The 19,270-nt window shown below is 58.9% G+C and carries 16 protein-coding genes; 6 read left to right on the forward strand and 10 right to left on the reverse strand.

The genetic code is table 11. The features are described from left to right. Position 1: 1 nt before the first annotated feature. Complete coding sequence (gyrB, locus tag SLW74_RS18720; protein WP_065988041.1) at positions 2 to 2,419, forward strand: DNA topoisomerase (ATP-hydrolyzing) subunit B; 2,418 nt, start codon at positions 2 to 4, stop codon at positions 2,417 to 2,419. A 65-nt stretch (positions 2,420 to 2,484) separates the two neighbouring features. Here gyrB and SLW74_RS18725 read toward each other — a convergent pair whose 3' ends face one another. Together SLW74_RS18725 and SLW74_RS18730 are read right to left on the reverse strand one after the other, a co-directional pair. Then, the gene (locus SLW74_RS18725) at positions 2,485 to 3,633 is read right to left on the reverse strand and encodes an acyltransferase family protein (RefSeq protein WP_410929746.1); all 1,149 of its coding nucleotides are present in this window, start codon (positions 3,631 to 3,633) and stop codon (positions 2,485 to 2,487) included. 61 nt (positions 3,634 to 3,694) lie between these two features. Continuing rightward, positions 3,695 to 4,810, reverse strand: a complete 1,116-nt coding sequence (locus tag SLW74_RS18730) for an acyltransferase family protein (protein WP_410929747.1) — start codon at positions 4,808 to 4,810, stop codon at positions 3,695 to 3,697. Between the two features lie 341 nt (positions 4,811 to 5,151). Between SLW74_RS18730 and SLW74_RS18735 the strand changes: the two genes are divergently transcribed. Then, complete coding sequence (locus SLW74_RS18735; protein WP_065988037.1) at positions 5,152 to 6,339, forward strand: MFS transporter; 1,188 nt, start codon at positions 5,152 to 5,154, stop codon at positions 6,337 to 6,339. Positions 6,340 to 6,523: 184 nt separating this feature from the next. Here SLW74_RS18735 and SLW74_RS18740 read toward each other — a convergent pair whose 3' ends face one another. Genes SLW74_RS18740 through glyQ form a run of 4 tightly spaced genes read right to left on the reverse strand, consistent with a single transcriptional unit; the run spans position 6,524 to position 10,919 of the window. Next, entirely contained in the window at positions 6,524 to 7,294 is a 771-nt protein-coding gene (locus SLW74_RS18740; protein ID WP_296306702.1) for a lysophospholipid acyltransferase family protein, read from the reverse strand. A 57-nt stretch (positions 7,295 to 7,351) separates the two neighbouring features. After that, positions 7,352 to 7,909, reverse strand: a complete 558-nt coding sequence (gmhB, locus tag SLW74_RS18745; RefSeq protein WP_167355781.1) for a D-glycero-beta-D-manno-heptose 1,7-bisphosphate 7-phosphatase — start codon at positions 7,907 to 7,909, stop codon at positions 7,352 to 7,354. A gap of 11 nt (positions 7,910 to 7,920) precedes the next feature. After that, positions 7,921 to 9,975: a glycine--tRNA ligase subunit beta gene (gene glyS / locus SLW74_RS18750; protein ID WP_410929748.1), complete on the reverse strand. Its 2,055-nt coding sequence runs from the start codon at positions 9,973 to 9,975 to the stop codon at positions 7,921 to 7,923. Beyond that, a complete protein-coding gene (glyQ, locus tag SLW74_RS18755) occupies positions 9,972 to 10,919 on the reverse strand; it encodes a glycine--tRNA ligase subunit alpha (protein ID WP_065988033.1) in 948 nt (315 codons plus the stop codon). Before glyQ ends, glyS begins: the two co-directional genes overlap by 4 nt. An 82-nt stretch (positions 10,920 to 11,001) precedes the next feature. Between glyQ and SLW74_RS18760 the strand changes: the two genes are divergently transcribed. Together SLW74_RS18760 and SLW74_RS18765 are read left to right on the forward strand one after the other, a co-directional pair. After that, positions 11,002 to 11,574: a DNA-3-methyladenine glycosylase I gene (locus SLW74_RS18760; protein ID WP_065988030.1), complete on the forward strand. Its 573-nt coding sequence runs from the start codon at positions 11,002 to 11,004 to the stop codon at positions 11,572 to 11,574. Positions 11,575 to 11,613: 39 nt separating this feature from the next. Further along, positions 11,614 to 12,501, forward strand: a complete 888-nt coding sequence (locus tag SLW74_RS18765; protein ID WP_065988029.1) for a lysophospholipid acyltransferase — start codon at positions 11,614 to 11,616, stop codon at positions 12,499 to 12,501. 4 nt (positions 12,502 to 12,505) lie between these two features. On the opposite strand, the gene trkA is transcribed toward SLW74_RS18765, so the two are convergent. The 4 genes from trkA to def all read right to left on the reverse strand — a co-directional run bounded on the left by trkA (position 12,506) and on the right by def (position 16,841). After that, positions 12,506 to 13,879 carry a Trk system potassium transporter TrkA gene (gene trkA, locus SLW74_RS18770; RefSeq protein WP_192130586.1) on the reverse strand — a complete coding sequence of 458 codons (1,374 nt, stop codon included), beginning with the start codon at positions 13,877 to 13,879 and terminating at the stop codon, positions 12,506 to 12,508. A gap of 47 nt (positions 13,880 to 13,926) precedes the next feature. After that, complete coding sequence (rsmB, locus tag SLW74_RS18775; protein ID WP_410929749.1) at positions 13,927 to 15,246, reverse strand: 16S rRNA (cytosine(967)-C(5))-methyltransferase RsmB; 1,320 nt, start codon at positions 15,244 to 15,246, stop codon at positions 13,927 to 13,929. Then, positions 15,243 to 16,202, reverse strand: coding sequence for a methionyl-tRNA formyltransferase (gene fmt, locus SLW74_RS18780; RefSeq protein WP_410929750.1), 960 nt, complete (start codon positions 16,200 to 16,202; stop codon positions 15,243 to 15,245). The genes rsmB and fmt overlap by 4 nt, the downstream gene beginning before the upstream one ends. Positions 16,203 to 16,334: 132 nt before the next feature. Further along, the gene (gene def / locus SLW74_RS18785) at positions 16,335 to 16,841 is read right to left on the reverse strand and encodes a peptide deformylase (protein ID WP_065988024.1); all 507 of its coding nucleotides are present in this window, start codon (positions 16,839 to 16,841) and stop codon (positions 16,335 to 16,337) included. Positions 16,842 to 16,982: 141 nt separating this feature from the next. On the opposite strand from def, the gene SLW74_RS18790 reads away from it, so the two are divergent. Together SLW74_RS18790 and dprA are read left to right on the forward strand one after the other, a co-directional pair. Next, positions 16,983 to 18,008, forward strand: coding sequence for a LysM peptidoglycan-binding domain-containing protein (locus SLW74_RS18790; protein WP_192130583.1), 1,026 nt, complete (start codon positions 16,983 to 16,985; stop codon positions 18,006 to 18,008). A gap of 124 nt (positions 18,009 to 18,132) precedes the next feature. Beyond that, positions 18,133 to 19,245, forward strand: a complete 1,113-nt coding sequence (dprA, locus tag SLW74_RS18795) for a DNA-processing protein DprA (protein ID WP_410929751.1) — start codon at positions 18,133 to 18,135, stop codon at positions 19,243 to 19,245. The last annotated feature ends 25 nt before the right edge of the window (positions 19,246 to 19,270 follow it).

Below are 19,270 nucleotides of genomic sequence, written 5' to 3' on the forward strand. Positions count from 1 at the left end.
CATGAGCGAAAACCAAACGTACGACTCGACCAGCATCAAAGTGCTGAAAGGGCTCGATGCCGTACGCAAGCGTCCTGGTATGTATATCGGCGACACAGACGATGGCAGCGGCCTCCACCATATGGTGTTTGAGGTTGTAGACAACTCGATCGATGAGGCATTGGCCGGTCACTGTGACGACATCAGCATCATTATTCACCCGGATGAATCGATCACTGTTCGCGATAACGGTCGTGGCATTCCGGTCGATGTGCACAAAGAAGAAGGCGTTTCCGCAGCCGAAGTCATCATGACTGTGTTGCACGCCGGCGGTAAGTTTGACGATAACTCCTACAAAGTATCCGGCGGTCTGCACGGTGTGGGCGTTTCAGTGGTGAACGCGCTGTCTGAGGTGTTGAACCTGACTGTTCGCCGCAGTGGAAAAGTCTGGGAACAGACGTACGTCCACGGTGTTCCACAAGAGCCAATGCAAATCGTTGGTGAAAGTGATACCACGGGGACAGAGATTCACTTCAAGCCCTCCTCTGAAACCTTCAAGAACATTCACTTTAGCTGGGACATTCTCGCCAAGCGCATTCGTGAGCTGTCGTTCCTCAACTCCGGTGTGGGTATCGTTCTTAAAGACGAGCGCAGCGGCAAAGAAGAGCTGTTCAAGTATGAAGGCGGTCTGCGCGCATTCGTCGAGTACCTGAATACCAACAAGACGCCTGTGAATCAGGTCTTCCACTTCAACATCCAGCGTGAAGATGGCATAGGCGTTGAAATTGCCCTGCAGTGGAATGACAGCTTCAACGAGAACCTGTTGTGCTTCACCAACAACATTCCACAGCGCGACGGTGGTACCCACCTCGTCGGCTTCCGCTCTGCGCTGACTCGGAACCTGAACAACTACATTGAGCAGGAAGGTCTGGCCAAGAAGCATAAGGTCGCCACCACCGGTGACGATGCGCGTGAAGGCCTGACAGCGATCATTTCCGTCAAAGTCCCCGACCCTAAGTTCAGCTCCCAAACGAAAGACAAGCTGGTGTCTTCAGAAGTGAAGACTGCGGTTGAGCAGGAGATGGGCAAGTATTTCTCTGACTTCTTGCTCGAGAACCCGAACGAAGCAAAAGCCGTCGTCGGCAAGATGATCGATGCAGCGCGTGCCCGTGAAGCTGCCCGTAAAGCACGTGAAATGACCCGTCGCAAGGGCGCGCTGGATATCGCAGGCTTGCCCGGCAAACTGGCCGACTGCCAGGAAAAGGACCCTGCCCTTTCCGAGTTGTACCTCGTGGAAGGTGACTCTGCTGGCGGTTCCGCCAAGCAGGGACGTAACCGTAAGACCCAGGCCATCCTGCCACTCAAGGGCAAGATCCTGAACGTGGAGAAGGCGCGCTTCGACAAGATGATCTCGTCTCAGGAAGTGGGCACGTTGATCACGGCGCTGGGCTGCGGTATTGGCCGTGACGAGTACAACATCGAAAAGCTGCGCTACCACAACATCATCATCATGACCGATGCTGACGTCGACGGTTCGCACATCCGTACCCTGTTGCTGACTTTCTTCTTCCGTCAGTTGCCGGAGCTGGTTGAACGCGGTTACATCTACATTGCTCAACCGCCGTTGTACAAGGTGAAGAAAGGCAAGCAAGAGCAGTACATCAAAGACGACGATGCCATGGAAGAGTACATGACTCAGTCGGCCCTTGAAGATGCGAGCCTGCACCTGAACGAATCGGCGCCTGGCATTTCCGGCGCAGCGTTGGAGAAACTGGTTCACGACTTCCGCATGGTCATGAAGACCTTGAAGCGTCTGTCCCGTTTGTACCCGCAAGAGCTGACCGAGCACTTCGTTTATCTGCCGGCTGTGCCAATGGAGCAGTTGTCGGATCATGCGGCCATGCAAGAGTGGCTGGCGAAGTTTGATGAGCGCCTGCGGGTGGGTGAGAAGTCCGGGTTGGTCTACAAGGCCAGCTTGCGTGAAGACCGCGAGCGTAACGTATGGCTGCCAGAGGTCGAGCTGATCTCCCACGGCCTGTCCAACTACGTGACGTTCAACCGCGATTTCTTCGGCAGCAATGACTACAAGACAGTCACTGCACTCGGTGCTCAGATCAGCACGTTGCTGGAAGAAGGCGCTTACGTTCAACGTGGTGAACGCAAGAAAGCGGTTACCGAGTTCAAGGAAGCACTGGCCTGGTTAATGGCAGAGAGCACCAAGCGCCATACCATTCAGCGCTATAAAGGTCTCGGTGAGATGAACCCTGATCAGTTGTGGGAAACCACGATGGACCCAAGCGTGCGACGCATGCTCAAGGTGACGATCGAAGACGCCATCGGCGCTGATCAGATTTTCAACACACTGATGGGTGACGCCGTCGAACCGCGCCGTGACTTCATCGAAGCCAACGCACTGGCAGTGTCGAACCTGGACTTCTAAGGTTCACCCGTAAATAAAACAGCCCCAACGATGTGAATCGATTGGGGCTGTTTTCGTTTAGGCATTCAGCTCACTGTTTTAATCGGACTGCTCGGCGCTGGGTTCCGCCCTCTCCTGCTCAACCGTTTGCCCCATTCGATACCGCGCAGTTCAATGAACCGATGGCTGATAGCGGATATACCCACGATGACGATTAACAGACCGATGAGCACGGAGTGGTCAGCTGCTGCATTGTGAAAGGAAAGCAATGGACCTGGGGCGGCAGCAGCATAAGTCACGATCGTGAAGCCGGTGACTTTCCCTATTAGAAGCATGGCGAGGGTGAAGGCGAAGAGGACCATCGCATGAGTCATGTAGATCGAGTACGACAGCGTGCCCAATTTCTCGAATGGGCTAGCCTTCAGCAACGTCGAGATCACCCCTCCCTCAAAGGAGAAAATCAACATAAGCACGCAGAACACTACCATCAGGATGATCTGCTTATGATCAATGTCACTCACCAGCAAGCTCACTGCCAAACAGATGCCGACAAGTTCCAGGACGGTGTGCAGCCAGCGCGCCATGGTTTTGTTGTGGATAACTTGATAGAGCTGGTAAGTCATCACACCTGCAAAGAAACAAGACAGCCCCTGCAGTGCGGGCTCCATCAGATAGTCAAGTCCCAACGACAAGCACACACTAGCGATCAATGAAGTCATGAGAAATATCGCCATGGCGAAGCGCGGGGTACACAGAAGTATCCCCGCGAATATCATGTAGATGTAGTACTCGACACTGATGCTCCACGCCGGAAAGTTGAACGACTGAGGGTTGAATCCCGGCCACCAGGATTGCAACAGCAGCAGATTGGGGATGATTTCCTGAGGCGCTCGCTGCCCGGTGAAGCTGGCTTGATTGAACGTTATACCGGCATGCTCGGCGCCCATCTTCACGACCTCCAATGCGATGGCAAACAGGAGCACGAAGACGTGCAGTGGATACAGCCGGAAGGTGCGAGTAATGAAGAACTGCCTGAACTGATCGGTCGTGGCCAGTCGCTGGCCGTAGGTGTGGACCATGACAAAGCCGCTCAGGACGAAGAAGAAGCTCACCAGGTAATGAGCATTTCTGAAGAACGCCCATTCGCCAAAGCTCAGTGGCATGTGGATGTGATAGACCGCAACGCTGAGTGCACAGATGCCCCTGAATCCGTCCAGCACTTGAAATCTCTTCATCGCGAACTCCCTGTTGAATCCATGCTGAATGCGTTTAGATCCGCCCTCTGGGCGTAGGTCATCATGCGTTACCTTTCCCGGTCGTGTTCCAACGAGTTTTCATGTGGTCCAAGCGACTGCTTAAGCGCTTGGCAAGCTCACGGCGCCGGGCCATGGATGGCCTTTCGATGAAGTGCCAAGAGAATATGGCCGCCAGTAACACCAGTGGGAAGGCGAGCAGCATCAGACTGCCAGGGCCGAGACCTTTGAACAGGTGGGCAATTATTTCCTGAATCGGGAAGGCATAGATATAAACCCCGTACGAGTAATCGCCCAGCTGGTTGTAACGGTCTATCGCGGGCTGGGCTGCATACCCGAGGTAGAAGATCAGATACGTCCAGGCCAGCACAAAGCACTCGAAGAAATATCCTGTGCGCCACGTGCAGGCGGCTAATACGACAAAAGGCAGGAGGCCGATAAATCGATGCTCGATGTGCTGACGATAGCGGTAGAAGGACATGCCGAGCACAAACGGCAAGCTCCACGTGAAGAAAGATTCGGTGCCGTAGAAGTCACTGACCAGAGCGCTGTTCAGCATCAAGGCTTTGAACGAGACGTAAAGGGCGGCATAGCACATGACAAAGCCGGCGAATTTCCGGCCTTCACTGAAGAGGGAGAATGTCCCAAGCGCGCCGACCAGAAGGTAGAGGGCCACCTCATAAAAGAGTGTCCACAGCGAGCCGTTGATGCCGGGCCAAGGGTTGTTCTGGAACAGACCAGGCAGCTGAAACTTCATGCTGAACAGCGTCAGGTTGTGGGCGAGATAGCCGTATGTTTCCCCTGACCTGAAATATTCTGACGCACTCAGTGTCGTAAGCAGGGGGCCGATCAGAAATACGCTCAGCAGCAGCACAAGTATCAATCCAGGAAAGATGCGCACAAACCGGGCGGTGAAAAAATCCATCGTGCTGTCCGCCCGATCGCGGCTAAGCGAAATAAAAAAGCCGGAGATGCAGAAGAACGTAATCACCGCCACGTCACCAAGGGACAGTCCGATCCAGTCAGAGAGCGGCTCAACCGCATCATGCCCAAGTGCAAGAGGGTAACTGTGGGAAATCAATACCGCCGTGGCGGCAAGCATTCTGATCAGGTTGAAGTGGTTGTTTCGTCTGGACGCCAGGTCACCCAACGTATTCATACTGCCTCCGCGCGCGGTCAGGGTCGTACCGGTTCGATCCATTCACCGCTGTGACGCTCACGCCGTCGGGGACGCGCGATACCGAGAGGGTTGGAAATGGTTTTTGAGCTTGAACGATACACTGGGGGCGCTGCACGTCTAATTGGCATCTCCAATCGGGACGCGGATTACCTGCATGCCTTGTCAGCCAATAATTTGGCCATGAAACTCGATCGATAGCTTTTGTTGGGCGAGACAGTGTCGTTGCGCGCTAATTGACCGATGACTGCCCAAAACACCCGGATACCTGTCGATCAACCCGTTGCATCAGGACAGATGTAAGACAAAGGAGCCTCATTCATATGTCGATTCGTAAATACCAAAGAGTGCTGGCTATCCCTCGAGTGTTGCCTGCCACATTGTTCATGTTCGTCGCAGGCCTGCCGCTGACCATCATGGGCCTCACCCTGAGCCTGCATGTGCTCAACGAAATGGGTGGCAGTTATTTTGATGCAGGCGTGGTGGGGACGGCGACCGCACTTGGCTTCGCGGTGGGCTCTCCCCTCCTCGGTCGAATGATTGACCGTCACGGCCTGCGCCCGGTGGTGGCCGTATGCGGAACACTGTCGACTCTCGCCTGGATACTGCTGCCCATGGTGAGCTATTGGCTTTACGTGCTTCTGGCGTTTGTGGCCGGGCTGTTTACCGTGCCGACAGGATCGCTAGCCCGGCAGTTCGTCGCCAGCCTGGTTCCGGAAGATCAGCGCCGGCCTGCGTACTCGCTCAACATGATGCTTATGGAGCTTTCATTCGTCATCGGGCCCGCCAGCGGTATTCTGTTGATCACTACCTATTCGGCGACAGCCACTCTGGCGGGCATAGGCCTTTGGCGAGCGCTCTCCTACGTCGTGCTCTATGTGTTGAATTGGCCCACGCGCAATGTGGACGAGGTTGCAGCGAATCCGGATCGTGTCCGACCCAAACTCCGCACATGGATGAGCGGCCGCTTATTGGCCGTCATGTTTGTCAGTGCGGGGGCGTTATTCGTGCTGTATGGCACCGAGTTGGCACTCATTGCTGTGCTGCGCGCCAGCGATCAGCTCGCCTTTACCGGGTATGTCATCGCCGCAATGTCTATCGCGTCCATCGTGGGCGGGTATGTCCACGGTGTCGTCCACCGGTCGTGGTCACAGATGAAACTTGCCCTGGCAATGAGCCTGCTGCTCCTTCCCGTGGTGTTCTTTGATGACGTCTGGTGGTGGCTGATGCTCGCTCTGTTGCCCACTAATCTGCTGTGCACGCCGACGCTGGCTGCAGGCTCGGAAGCGGTTGCCAAGCTGGCGCCTTCCAGCGTGAGAGGTGAAGTGATGGGGCTGCACGATTCGGCTTATCGAATAGGCCAGACACTGTCCGCGCCGATGGTGGGATTCGCGATCGACAGCGTTTCCCCCGCCATGGGATTCGTCGCAGCCGCGTGCGGAGGGATTGTATTGGTGGGTATGGGGGCGCTCTGCAACCTGAGAATATCGGCGCCGGCCAGAACGGCTTGATTCACACCACGGTCTTGGCTGCACAGGCTCAAGACCGGGTTTTTTTTAGTCAGTGGGGAACGGTAAGGAAAAACTTATGCACGCATCGGCCGAGCTAAGTGCTGGAAGAAATAAGTATTTAAATTAACGAGTTAGCGCCGAATTTTTCGAATTTCGATTTATTCGTGCACAGGTTATCCACAATTCATGCCGGTGATTTCTCTGGGGTTGGCGCAGGTACTGCCGGCGACCCCAAATCGCGCTGGGTTTGCTCGTTCCACGCCGACACGCGATCGTTCAGCGCAGCGATTGCGCGTGGGCCAGTGCCCTCTGCGTACATCGGTTTGCCAATCACGACTTCAATGGTGCCCGGCTTCTTACCCCACCCCTCTTTCGGCCAATAGCGGCCGGCATTATGGGAGATAGGCAGGACGGGCAAGTCCGCGTTTACTGCCAACGCCGAACCGCTGCGCGAGAACTTTCCGATCTGGCCGTAAGGTACGCGTGTGCCTTCAGGGAAGATCAGCACCCAGACCCGATCTTTAAGCAGCTCATCGCCTTTCTTCGCGACAACCTTCAGCGCCGCCTTGGGATTGTTGCGATCAATGGCGATGGGACGCAGCATCGCCATGGCCCAGCCGAAGAACGGCACGTACAGCAGCTCCCGCTTGAGCACCTGGCTCAAAGGCTGAAAGTGGGCCGAGAGAAAAAACGTCTCCCACGTGCTCTGGTGATTAGAGACGATCACGCAGGGTGTGTCGGGGATGTTTTCCTGGCCGGTGATGCTGACCTTGATGTTGAGGAACACGCGAGTCAGCCATAGGGCGCAGCGGCACCAGTAAACATTGATGAAACGATAGCGGAGACGGAACGGCAGGAAAGGTGCAATAAAGAAACTCAGCGAACACCACAGCAGGGCGGTAGTGCCCAGCAGCAGGTAAAAGAAGAAAATCCTGATGGCCTGCACAATCGACATAGCTGCTTTTACCGTTACGGGGCAATTGCCCGAATTGAGCGAGCCGTTGAAGAGCTGTTAGCCGTTCAACGGGGCGCTGTTGTGAATAAGTTCTGCGGCAACCGCCGCCAGATCGTCAAAAACCAACGTGCCTGCGGGTAATGCACCGCTTCGCGTCTTCTGACCTTTGCCGGTCATGACCAGAACAGGTTGTGAATCGACGGCCACCGCCGCCTCCAGGTCACCCTTGCTGTCGCCCACAAACCAAACGCCGCGTAAATCCACGGCGTAATGGCGGGCAATGGTCTTCAGCATGCCCGGTTTTGGCTTGCGGCAATCGCAGCCCGCGTCCGGGCCGTGAGGGCAATAAACAACCAGTCCGACCTCGCCGCCCTCCTCCGCCACGAGTTCACGCAAGCGTGCGTGCATGGCATCGAGGGTGGCCAGATCGTAGTAACCGCGAGCGATGCCGGACTGGTTGGTGGCCACTGCCACCGTCCAGCCGGCTTTGCTCAGTTGCGCAATAGCCTCGATAGAGCCAGGAATCGGAACCCACTCTTCGACCGACTTGATGTAGGCGTCGGAATCCTGGTTGATCACCCCGTCCCTATCGAGAATCAGCAACTTCACTGGCATGCGCTCCGCCGTCAGCTCAACAAGGAGATGTCGGCAACGCCGAGGAAGAGATTGCGCAGACGGGCGAGCAAGGCGTAACGGTTGGCTCGCACGCCAGCGTCTTCCGCATTGACCATCACTGCCTCGAAAAAGGCATCTACAGGCTCGCGAAGTGCCGCAAGACGCGTCAGCGCTTCGTTGTACTGACGGCTCGCAGACATCGGCGCTACCGCCTGATCTGCCTGCTGAATGGCCGAGTACAGCGAGAACTCGTTGGCGTTATCGAAGTACTTCGGCTCGACGGTCTGGGCGATGTTGCCGTCCGCCTTGCTCAGCAGATTGGAAACCCGCTTGTTCACGGCGGCCAGTGCTGCAGCCTCAGGCAATTTGCGGAAGGCCTGGACAGCCTGAACACGTTGATCGAAGTCCAGAGCCGAAGCGGGCTGCAAGGCGCGCACCGACAGGTAGACCGAAACGTCGACGCCTTCGTCTTCATAGCGCGCGCGCAGACGATCGAAGATGAATTCGAGCACCTGTTCCGGCAGACCGGCAGGTTTGATCTTCACACCGAACTGAGCGACGGCAAACTGCACGGTTTTGACCAGATCGAGATCCAGCTTCTTCTCGATCAGGATGCGCAGGATGCCGAGGGCAGCCCGGCGCAGTGCGTACGGGTCTTTGCTGCCGGTCGGCAGCATGCCGATGCCGAAGATGCCCACAAGTGTGTCGAGCTTGTCAGCGATGGCAACTGCGGCGCCGGTCAACGTGCCTGGCAATTCAGCGCCAGCCCCGCGCGGCATGTATTGCTCGTTCAACGCCAGTGCGACGTCTTCGGGCTCGCCGTCGGCCAAGGCGTAGTAGTAGCCTGCAACGCCCTGCATCTCCGGGAACTCGCCGACCATCTCGGTCGCCAGGTCGCACTTGGACAGCAAACCTGCACGCGCGGCGCGCTGGGCATCGCCGCCAATGCGGGGCGCGATGAACGCGGCCAGCTTGGAAACGCGCTCGGCCTTGTCGAACACCGTGCCCAATTGCGCCTGGAACACCACGTTCTGCAGGCGCTGGTTGAAGGTCTCCAGCTTTTGCTTCTTGTCCTGCTTGAAGAAGAACTCGGCGTCGGTCAGACGCGGGCGAACGACCTTCTCGTTACCGTGGACGATCTGGGACGGGTCCTTGCTGTCGATGTTAGCGACCGTAATGAAGCGCGGCAGCAGCTTGCCGTCGGCATCCAGCAGGCAGAAGTACTTCTGGTTGTCCTGCATCGTGGTGATGAGGGCTTCCTGCGGCACTTCAAGGAAACGTTCCTCGAACGAGCACACCAGCGGCACCGGCCACTCGACCAGCGCAGTCACTTCATCAAGCAATGCCGGCGGCACGATGGCGGTGCCTTCGTGTTGCGTGGCGAGCTCTTCGACGCGCTTGCTGATCAACTGACGACGCTCGTTGAAATCCGCGAGCACGTGGGCCGCGCGCAAGTCGCTGGCGTAATTGGCAGGGGACGAAATGCGCACGCTGTCCGGATGATGGAAGCGATGGCCACGGGATTCACGGCCGGACGTCTGGGCAAGAATGGTGCAGTCGACGACTTGATCGCCGAACAGCATCACCAGCCACTGGGTCGGACGCACGAACTCTTCCTTGCGCGCGCCCCAGCGCATGCGCTTCGGAATCGGCAGGTCGTTCAGCGAATCTTCAATGATCGTCGGCAGCAGGCTCAACGTTGGCTTGCCAGGGATGCTCTGGCTGTAGCGCAGCTTCGGGCCGCTCTGATCGATTTCGCTCAGGTCAACACCGCACTTCTTGGCGAAACCCAGGGCAGCCTGGGTCGGATTGCCTTCGGCATCGAACGCTGCCTGGCGTGGCGGGCCGTCCAGGTTGACGCTGCGATCCGGCTGCTCGGTGGCGAGCTGAGTAATCAGCACGGCGAGACGGCGTGGCGCGGCATAGACCTGCTTGGCGCTGTAGGTCAGACCGGCAGCCTGCAGGCCTTTTTCGATACCGGCCATGAACGCATCAGCCAGGGTATTCAATGCTTTGGGTGGCAGTTCTTCGGTGCCCAGTTCAACCAGAAAATCTTGAGCACTCATTGCGCAGCCTCCAGCTTGGCCAACACTTCATCGCGAATATCGGGTGCGGCCATCGGGAAGCCGAGCTTGGCCCGGGCCATCAGGTACGCCTGGGCCACGGAGCGAGCCAGGGTGCGGACGCGCAGAATGTACTGCTGACGCGCCGTCACGGAAATCGCGCGACGGGCATCCAGCAAGTTAAAGGTGTGAGAGGCTTTGAGGACCATTTCGTAGCTCGGCAATGGCAGCTCCACTTCGATCAGGCGCACGGCTTCGCTTTCATAGAAATCGAACAGCTCGAACAGTTTGTCGACGTTGGCGTGCTCGAAGTTGTAGGTCGATTGCTCCACTTCGTTCTGATGGAACACATCGCCGTAGGTGACTTTGCCGAACGGGCCGTCAGTCCAGACCAGGTCGTAGACCGACTCGACGCCTTGGAGGTACATCGCTAAACGCTCGAGGCCGTAGGTGATTTCACCCGTGACCGGGTAGCACTCGATGCCGCCGACTTGTTGGAAATAGGTGAATTGCGACACTTCCATGCCGTTCAGCCAGATCTCCCAACCCAGGCCCCAGGCGCCGAGGGTGGGTGACTCCCAGTTGTCTTCGACAAAGCGGACGTCGTGCACGAGCGGGTCAAGGCCCACGTGCTTCAGCGAGCCAAGGTACAGCTCCTGGAAGTTGTCCGGGTTGGGCTTGAGGACGACCTGGAATTGATAGTAGTGCTGCAGGCGATTCGGGTTCTCGCCATAACGGCCATCGGTAGGACGACGGCTCGGTTGTACGTAGGCGGCGTTCCAGGTTTCCGGGCCGATGGCGCGCAGAAACGTAGCGGTGTGGAAAGTGCCGGCGCCCACTTCCATATCGTAGGGCTGAAGTACCACACAACCTTGCTCAGCCCAGTATTGCTGGAGGGCGAGGATCAAGTCTTGGAAGGTACGCACGGCTGGCGTAGGCTGGCTCACGAAATTCACCTGTACTGGGGGGCTGCGATTTAAAGAGCGGGAGTATACCCGATTCGGCCGCGCCTCCACCCTTGGGAGCCCTATGCCACGCTGCTTTTGGTGCAACGAAGATCCGCTTTACATGGACTACCACGATCAAGAGTGGGGTGTGCCGTTGCGCGATGCGCAGATGCTGTTCGAGTTCCTGTTGCTCGAAGGGTTCCAGGCCGGGCTGTCGTGGATCACCATCCTGAAAAAGCGTGAGCGCTACCGCGAAGTGATGTTCGGCTTCGACGTCCAGCGCATCGCTGCGATGACCGATGCTGAAGTCGAAGCGCTGATGCTGGAGCCCGGCATTGTGCGCAACCGTCTCAAACTCAATGCCGCGCGCAAGAACGCCCTGGCCTGGCTACGGCTGGAAGACCCGGTTGCGTTCGTCTGGTCATTCGTCGGCGGCAAGCCGAAGGTCAATCACTTCAAGGACCGCAGCGAAGTCCCGGCCATTACGCCCGAGGCCGAAGCGATGAGCAAAGCGCTGAAGAAAGCCGGCTTCACCTTCGTCGGCCCGACGATCTGTTACGCCTACATGCAGGCCACCGGAATGGTGATGGACCATACGGTTGACTGCGATCGATACGCCGAGCTGGCGGGTGATGTGGATAATCGGCTCCCATGAACGGTTACAATGGCCGCCTCATGTATTCGGGAGTGATCTGTGGATAAGTTCAAAGGCGCCTTGATGGTTGGGGCATTGCGCCTGTTTGCCCTGTTGCCGTGGCGCGCAGTGCAATGGGTCGGCACCTGCATTGGCTGGCTGATGTGGAAGTTGCCTAACCGGTCTCGCGACGTCGCGCGCATCAACCTGTCCAAGTGCTTCCCCGAACTAAGCCCTGAAGAGCTCGAAGCACTGGTCGGCCGCAGTCTGATGGACATCGGCAAGACCCTGACCGAGAGCGCCTGCGCGTGGATCTGGCCGGCGCAGAAGTCGATCAATCTGGTTCGCGAAGTCGAAGGGCTTCAGGTGTTGAAAGATGCCCTGGCGTCGGGCAAGGGCGTCGTCGGTATCACCAGCCATCTGGGCAACTGGGAAGTGCTCAACCACTTCTACTGCAGCCAGTGCAAACCGATCATTTTCTACCGGCCACCCAAGCTCAAGGCCGTGGACGATCTGCTGCGCAAGCAGCGCGTCCAGTTGGGTAACCGCGTTGCAGCCTCGACCAAGGAAGGCATTCTCAGCGTCATCAAGGAAGTGCGCAAAGGCGGCGCCGTCGGCATTCCGGCGGACCCGGAACCCGCTGAGTCGGCAGGCATATTCGTGCCCTTCTGCGGAACAATGGCGCTGACCAGCAAGTTTGTGCCGAACATGCTGGCGGGCGGCAAAGCCGTTGGCGTGTTTCTACACGCGATGCGTCTGGAGGATGGATCTGGCTACAAAGTCGTACTCGAAGCGGCGCCGGACGATATGTACAGCACCGACACCGCAACGTCGGCAGCGGCCATGAGCAAGGTGGTTGAAAAGTACGTACGAGCCTACCCAAGCCAATACATGTGGACCATGAAGCGCTTCAAGAAACGCCCCGAAGGTGAGAAGCGCTGGTATTGAGCTTCTAGAAAAAGCTCAAGCCCACCTGAAACAGCCGCTCCACGTCGCGGATGTACTTTTTATCCACAAGGAACATGACCACGTGGTCGCCCGATTCGATCACTGTGCTGTCATGGGCGATGATCACTTGGTCGGCGCGTGTGATGGCGCCGATGGTCGTGCCGGGCGGCAAGTTGATGTGCATGATGGCTTTGCCAATCACCTTGCTGGATTTGGCATCGCCGTGGGCGACGATCTCGATGGCTTCCGCCGCGCCCCGACGCAATGAATGCACACTGACGATATCGCCGCGCCGCACGTGGGCCAGCAACGTACCGATGGTGGCGAGCTGAGGGCTGACGGCGATATCAATCTCTCCCCCTTGCACCAGATCGACATACGCCGGGTTGTTGATGATCGTCATCACCTTCTTCGCGCCGAGACGTTTGGCCAGCAACGACGACATGATGTTTGCCTCGTCGTCGTTGGTCAGCGCCAGAAACAGGTCGGCGTTATCGATGTTCTCTTCCACGAGCAGGTCGCGATCCGAAGAGCTGCCTTGCAGGATGACCGTGTTGTTCAGCGTGTCTGAGAGGTGACGGCATCGGGCGGGGTTCATCTCGATGATCTTGACTTGGTAGCGGTTCTCGATGGCTTCCGCCAGCCGCTCGCCAATCTGACCGCCGCCGGCAATCACGATGCGCTTGTAGCTCACATCCAGGCGACGCATCTCGCCCATGACGGCGCGAATATCCGCCTTGGCAGCGATGAAAAAGACCTCGTCGTCAGCCTCGATAACCGTATCGCCCTGGGGAATGATCGGGCGGTCGCGACGGAAAATAGCCGCGACGCGAGTCTCCACATTCGGCATGTGCGTGCGCAGTTGACGCAGCTGCTGGCCCACCAGAGGCCCGCCGTAGTACGCCTTGACCGCCACCATCTGCACCTTGCCGCCGGCGAAGTCGATGACTTGCAGGGCACTGGGGTATTCGATGAGCCGTTTGATGTAATGGGTCACCACTTGCTCAGGGCTGATCAGCACGTCCACGGGAATGGCGCCGTTGGCGAACAGGCCTGAGCGGGTCAGGTACGCCGACTCGCGAACACGGGCAATCTTGGTCGGGGTCTGAAACAGCGTGTAGGCGACTTGGCAGGCGACCATGTTGGTCTCGTCGCTGCTGGTCACGGCCACCAGCATGTCGGCGTCATCGGCGCCGGCCTGACGCAGTACGGTCGGGAACGAGCCACGACCATGGACGGTACGGATATCGAGACGATCACCCAACGCTCGCAGACGATCCTGATCGGTGTCCACGACGGTGATGTCGTTGGCTTCGCTCGCCAAGTGCTCAGCCAGCGTACCGCCGACCTGCCCTGCGCCGAGAATGATGATCTTCAATCAGTCTCTCCTTGAAATGATGATTCCGTCATACCGGGCAATCGTCTTCACGCCGCCGCAATCTTGATCAGTTTGGCGTAGTAAAACCCGTCATGCCCGCCTTCCTGCGCCAGCAGCTGACGGCCGTGGGGCTGTTTCAGACCGGGCGGTGGCTTGCCTTGCTGACCGGCAATGTCCAGCTCCCGAGCACCCGACGTACGCGCCAGGAATGCAGCGATGACTTCGGTATTTTCAGTGGGCAGCGTCGAGCATGTGGCGTACAGCAAGATCCCGCCAACCTGCAGCGTCGGCCACAGCGCGTCGAGCAATTCGCCTTGCAGCGTTGCGAGGGGGGGAATGTCATCCGCCTGACGGGTCAGCTTGATGTCGGGGTGGCGACGAATCACGCCGGTTGCCGAGCACGGCGCGTCGAGCAGAATGCGCTGGAACGGTTTGCCATCCCACCATAGGTCGGTGGCGCGGGCATCGGCGGCGATGAGTTCGGCACTCAGGCCCAGGCGATCAAGGTTCTCTTTGACCCGCACCATGCGCTTGGCTTCAAGATCCACTGCGACCACGCCCGCCAGGCCCGGTTGTACTTCCAGCAGATGGCAAGTTTTGCCACCCGGCGCGCAACAGGCGTCCAGCACACGTTGACCCGGCGCCAGCTCCAGCAAGTCGGCGGCCAGTTGCGCTGCCTCATCCTGAACGCTGATCCAGCCCTCGGCGAAACCCGGCAGTGAGCGAACATCGCCCGGTTCGGTGAGCACGATGCCGTCCTGGCTGAACGTGCTGGGCGTTGCGCCAATGCCTGCGTCCAGCAACAGCTGAAGGTACTGCTCACGGGTTTTATGCCGGCGGTTGACCCGCAAAATCATCGGCGGGTGGGCGTTGTTCGCCGCACAAATCGCTTCCCAATGCTCAGGCCACGCGGCTTTCAACGCTTTTTGCAACCAGCGTGGATGAGCGGTGCGCACCACCGGATCGTGTTCCAGCTCCATCAGCAATGCCTCGCCTTCCCGTTGAGCACGACGCAGCACAGCGTTGAGCAACGCTTTTGCCCACGGTTTTTTCAGCTTGTCGGCGCAGCCCACGGTTTCGCCGATAGCGGCGTGGGCAGGAATCCGCGAATAGAACAGCTGATACAGGCCCACCAGCAATAAAGCCTGCACGTCGTTATCAGCGGTTTTGAATGGTTTCTGCAGCAGCTTGGCCGCCAGCGCGGACAGCCTTGGCTCCCAGCGCGCGGTGCCAAATGCCAGGTCCTGAGTCAGGCCGCGGTCGCGGTCTTCAACCTTGTCCAGTTGCGTGGGCAGAGAGCTGTTCAGAGATGCCTTGCCGCTCAGTACGGCAGCCAGTGCCTTGGCCGCGGCCAGACGCGGGTTCATTGCGCATCCACCGCTTGGCCGAGAACGGTGCTGACGGCGAACTGCTCGCGGCGGCTGTTGAACAGGTCAGCGAAGCCCAGAGGTTTGCCGCCCGGTAGTTGCAGACGGGTCAGACGCAGCGCGCCTTCACCGCACGCGACCAGCAGGCCGTCTCTGCTTGCGTCGATGATGCTGCCGGGCGTGCCCTCCCCGTCGGCGATCTGCGCGGCCAGCACTTTCAGTGATTCACCCTTGAGCGTGGTGTGGCAGATCGGCCATGGGTTGAAGGCGCGTACCAGTCGCTCCAGCTCAACGGCCGGGCGGGTCCAGTCGATGCGTGCTTCGTCTTTGTTCAGTTTGTGCGCGTAAGTGGCGAGGCTGTCGTTCTGCACTTCGCCATCCAGCGTGCCGTCCGCCAGCCCTGCAATGGCTTGAATCACTGCAGGTGGGCCGAGCTCGGCAAGTCGATCGTGCAGCGTACCGCCGGTGTCGTCGCCCGTGATCGGGGTCGTCACCTTGAGCAGCATCGGGCCGGTGTCCAGGCCCGCCTCCATGCGCATGACCGTCACGCCGCTTTCGGCATCGCCCGCCTGCACCGCGCGCTGAATCGGCGCAGCACCGCGCCAGCGTGGCAGCAACGAGGCGTGACTGTTGATGCAGCCCAGACGCGGGATATCCAGCACGGTCTGCGGCAGGATCAAGCCATAGGCGACTACGACCAGCAGGTCCGGCTTTAACCCAGCCAGCTCGGCCTGGGCTTCGGGTGCGCGCAAGGTAGGCGGCTGCATGACAGGAATATTGTGCTGGAGGGCAAGCTGCTTGACCGGGCTGGGCATCAGCTTCTGACCACGACCGGCCGGGCGATCTGGCTGGGTGTACACCGCAATGACGTCGTGGGGACTGTCGAGCAGGGCTTTCAAATGCTCGGCGGCGAATTCCGGGGTGCCGGCGAACACGATGCGCAGTGGCTCAGTCATGGGCTTCTCTTGAAGTAAGGCTGTAGAAACGAACTTGCCCGCGATGGCGTGGTGTCGGCCGACAAATGCGGCGGAGGACAGGTCGCTATCGCGGGCACTCGGGCTCCTACGGTAGAAAGGAGGATGGCGGGATCAGGCGTTTTGCTTGTGGAGTTTTTCCAGCTTTTTCTTGATCCGGTCGCGCTTGAGATTGGACAGGTAATCAACGAAGAGCTTGCCGTTCAGGTGGTCGCATTCGTGCTGGATGCACACGGCGAGCAGGCCCTCGGCGATGAATTCATAGGGCTGGCCATCACGGTCCAGCGCCTTGACCTTGACCCGTTGCGGGCGATCCACGTTCTCGTAGAAACCTGGAACAGACAGACAGCCTTCCTGGTACTGGTCCATCTCGTCGGTCAGCGGCTCGATCTCGGGGTTGATGAACACCCGCGGCTCGCTGCGATCTTCGGAGAGATCCATCACCACCACGCGCTTGTGTACGTTAACCTGCGACGCGGCCAGACCGATGCCGGGGGCTTCGTACATGGTTTCAAACATGTCGTCGACCAACTGGCGAATGCCGTCGTCCACTTCAGCCACCGGCTTGGCGATGGTGCGCAGGCGCGAATCGGGAAATTCGAGGATGTTTAGAATGGCCATATGCGTAAGGGATGCACTGTAGGGTAAAGTCAAAATCGGCTGCTAGGCTTGGGACGTCACAAGCTGCAGCCCTAGTAAAACGGGAAGTCTCGCAAGACTCAGCGTTTCACGCGAAGCCAACATGATAAAGGGATTCACCGCATGAGGAAATCACTACTCGCCCTGCTGCTGTTGGCCGCGACCGGCCTTGTCCAGGCGCAAGTACAGCTCAGGGATGGCCATCCACAGAGTTACACCGTCGTCGCCGGTGACACACTTTGGGACATTTCCGGAAAATTTCTCAATCAGCCCTGGAAGTGGCCGCAGCTCTGGCGCGCCAATCCACAGGTTCACGACCCTGATCTGATCTACCCCGGCGATACGCTCAATCTGATTTACGTCGATGGTCAGCCACGCATCGTGGTCAATCGCGGCGCGTCCCGGGGCACCATCAAATTGTCCCCGCGCGTGCGCAGTACGCCGATTGCCGAGGCGATTCCGACCATACCGCTGGGCGCAATCAATGCCTTTCTGTTGAACAACCGAATCATCGATAACGCCAGCCAGTTCGAAGCCGCGCCCCATGTCGTGGCCGGTCCTGGCGAGCGGGTGCTCAGTGGCGCGGGTGACCGCATCTATGCGCGCGGACAGTTCGAGCCGAGCCATGTGGCGTACGGCATCTATCGCAAGGGAAAGACCTACGTCGATCCGGTCACCGGCGTGGTGCTGGGCATCAATGCCGATGACATCGGCAGCGGCGAAGTCATCGCCACGGAAGGTGATGTGGCGACGTTGCAAATGCAGCGTTCGACCCAGGAGGTGCGCCTTGGCGACCGCCTTTTTGTCAGCGAAGAGCGCCGAATCAATTCCACTTTTGTCCCCAGCGAACCTCAGCAGCCAGTCGACGGCAACATCATCGACGTGCCTCGGGGCGTGACCCAGATCGGCGAGTTCGACGTGGTCACCATCGACCGTGGCCGGCTCGATGGCTTGGCCGAAGGCAATGTGTTGGCGATCTACAAGACCGGTGAGACGGTGCGCGACCGGGTCAACGGTGACCAAGTCAAAATTCCCGACGAGCGTTCCGGACTGCTGATGGTCTTTCGCACGTACGAGCGACTGAGCTACGGCATGGTGCTGCACGCAACTCGATCTCTGGCGGTGCAGGACAAAGTCCGCAATCCGTAATGCTATGTATCAGCTGTAACTCACTTTTCTCCACCGGCATGCTTCACTTATCAAATTGTTGTTAACAGACTTATCCACAGCTTGGTTCACTGAATAGGGTGGACCACGGATCAAGGAAGATCACATGCCGTTGTTCGAAAAGGCCGGTCAGTCGCCGGCCGAGCTGGAAGCACGCTTGCGTTTGCATCGGTTGCCGGAAGTCGGTCCAAAACGTTTCCACACCCTCATCGATGCGTTCGGCAGCGCCGGCGCGGCATTGAGTGCGCCGGCTTCAGCGTGGCGATCTTTACGCCTGCCGGCGGCCAGTGCCGAGGCCCGCCGCAGCCCCGAAGTACGCGACGGCGCCAGCGCGGCACTGGCCTGGTTAGAGCGTCCGGGCCAGCATTTGCTGATGTGGGACGACCCTGACTACCCCGCGTTGCTGGCAGAAATCCCTGATCCGCCGCCCCTGCTTTTCATCGCCGGAAACCGCGCTTTGCTTGACCGTCCGCAGCTGGGAATGGTGGGCAGTCGACGCGCGTCCAAGCCCGGACTCGACACCGCTGCAGCGTTCGCGCGAAGCCTGGCAGGTGCCGGTTTTGTCATCACCAGCGGGTTGGCGCTGGGTATCGACGGCGCCGCGCATCAAGGTGCGCTGGACGTAAAAGGCGGGACAATCGGCGTGCTGGGCACGGGCATCGAAAAACTTTATCCACAGCGGCAGCGCCAGCTTGCAGCGCGCATGGTGGCCGACGGCGGCGCGGTGATTTCCGAGCTGCCACTGGACTCAGGCCCCCACGCCAGCAACTTTCCCCGGCGCAATCGAATCATCAGCGGTTTGTCCCTGGGTGTGCTGGTGGTCGAGGCCAGCGTCGCCAGCGGATCGCTGATCACGGCACGTCTTGCCGCCGAGCAGGGCCGTGAGGTCTACGCCATTCCCGGCTCGATCCATCATCCGGGTGCCAGGGGGTGTCACCAGTTGATCCGTGAAGGCGCGGTGCTGGTGGAAACCATCGACCACATTCTTGAGGCGCTGCAGGGCTGGAAAAACATTGCGCCGAGCCATGAGGTCGTTGATAAGCCGTCGACGCCGCTCCATCCGCTTCTCGCCCTCTTGCACGCAGCGCCGCAAACCGGCGAGGCGCTGGCCCACAACAGCGGTTGGCCTTTGCCAAAAGTCCTGGCGGCGCTGACCGAGCTGGAACTCGACAGCAGCGTGGCTTGCGAAGCCGGGCGATGGTTTGCCCGGGCACGCTGAGGTTAAACTGCCCGCCTGCGTAATT

Origin of the sequence: Pseudomonas sp. W5-36 (assembly GCF_046540455.1) — a bacterium.
GTDB lineage: Bacteria > Pseudomonadota > Gammaproteobacteria > Pseudomonadales > Pseudomonadaceae > Aquipseudomonas > Aquipseudomonas graminis_B.